We start from the raw sequence: 882 nt of genomic DNA on the forward strand, positions 1-882 counted from the left end.
ATAGCCCATCCTCCAATTAATGTTGAATATAAAGGCCATAAAGGAACAGCGATGTTTCTTAGTAATACTTTTGAAGATGGAAAGCGTAATTTAGAGGTGTATTTTTTAACAAATAATAATAAAGAATTGAATAAAGCGTACGAACTTTATACATATCAATATGGTGATGAAGAACTAGTAAGCGCTTTTGAATATACTGATAAAAAAACAGGTAAAAAATATATTTATATGTTGCTTAAAGATACTATAACACCAAACAAATCGTACAGTTATAACTTTACTGAATTACCTTTATATATAGAAGATGATGGTATACTAAGGGTGTTGTTTTTTTTAGGTGATAATGAACTCCTATCAAAAATCACTTGTATTGATGATTTTGAAACCGATAGACGTTGTGAATTTTCAACGAAAGAGGGATTAATAAAATATCTTAATAATTCATATAAATTTTAGCTATTGAATGGTGAAAATAAAATTAACCGAGAAAAGAATAACGAAATTTGGAGCAATTACTTTTCTAGGTAATAACTTATTCAATAGCACAGTCAAATCATTGTTGGCATATCATCATGAACAAAATTGGATGATAACAACACTCAATCTCGATACAAATAGGTCAAGGATGAAAACAGAATATAAAATTGTTGGTTAGAAAAACTAAATAAAGCAAAAGTTTTTAATTCTGTTTCATTCAAATAAGGAGTTGCAATGAGATATAAAATAGTACTGTTTATGTTATTAAGTTTAATTTTTACCATACAAAATACTTATTCAGAAGAATATTTTGAATTAGGTAGCATTCCAGAAGAATATCGATTTCCTAAATATAATAATATAGCCCATCCTCCAATTAATGTTGAATATAAAGGCCATAAAGGA

General features: G+C 27.1%; 1 protein-coding gene. It reads left to right on the top strand.

The window, feature by feature from the left end; genetic code table 11:
* Positions 1-456, top strand: a 456-nt coding sequence (locus H3T96_RS14590) for a hypothetical protein (protein WP_222102831.1), incomplete at its 5' end; no start/stop codon positions are given.
* Positions 457-882 lie beyond the last annotated feature (426 nt).

This window comes from Gilliamella sp. W8136 (assembly GCF_016101285.1).
Classification (GTDB): Bacteria; Pseudomonadota; Gammaproteobacteria; order Enterobacterales; family Orbaceae; genus Gilliamella; species Gilliamella apicola_N.